This window comes from Alcanivorax profundi (assembly GCF_003597125.1).
GTDB lineage: Bacteria > Pseudomonadota > Gammaproteobacteria > Pseudomonadales > Alcanivoracaceae > Alcanivorax > Alcanivorax profundi.
The window spans coordinates 1-414 of the sequence record NZ_QYYA01000144.1; the positions used below are offsets into that span (position 1 = coordinate 1).

Annotated in this window: 1 protein-coding gene; it reads right to left on the reverse strand. The window is 55.3% G+C overall.

What is annotated here, in order from left to right:
* Positions 1-414: hypothetical protein (locus D4A39_RS19295; RefSeq protein ID WP_158586958.1), on the reverse strand; the 414-nt coding region annotated here is incomplete at both ends.

Sequence of the window (414 nt, forward strand, 5' to 3'; positions counted from 1 at the left end):
GTTCAGATGCTTGTAGCGAGACTTGATGACAGAAGCCGTATCTTCGTAGCTGGTGCCAAACTCACGGTCGGCGTAGGTCAGAACTTCTTCCTGCGGGATGCCATAGTAGATGCAGATGTCGGCAAAGTGCCATACATACTCGTTGTGATGCTCAGGCTCGAACCGATAGCCCCACAGGTCGAGCAGTTCCTTGATATGGGAAGCCGCCTCTTCGATGGTAGGCGCCCCCTTGTCGCTTGACTTTGCCTCCTCTTTCACCTTGCTGCTTCGCTTACCTCCCTTGGCGTTTCGCCTGGCAGAATACTTCGCCTGCAATGCCTTCTTCGTGTAGAGGGGGTTCAGATCCTTCGGTCCCAAGGCAAAAGGCTCGGCATCCCAACGGAAATAGGCATCCGGGTCGTAGGCAAGACCGGC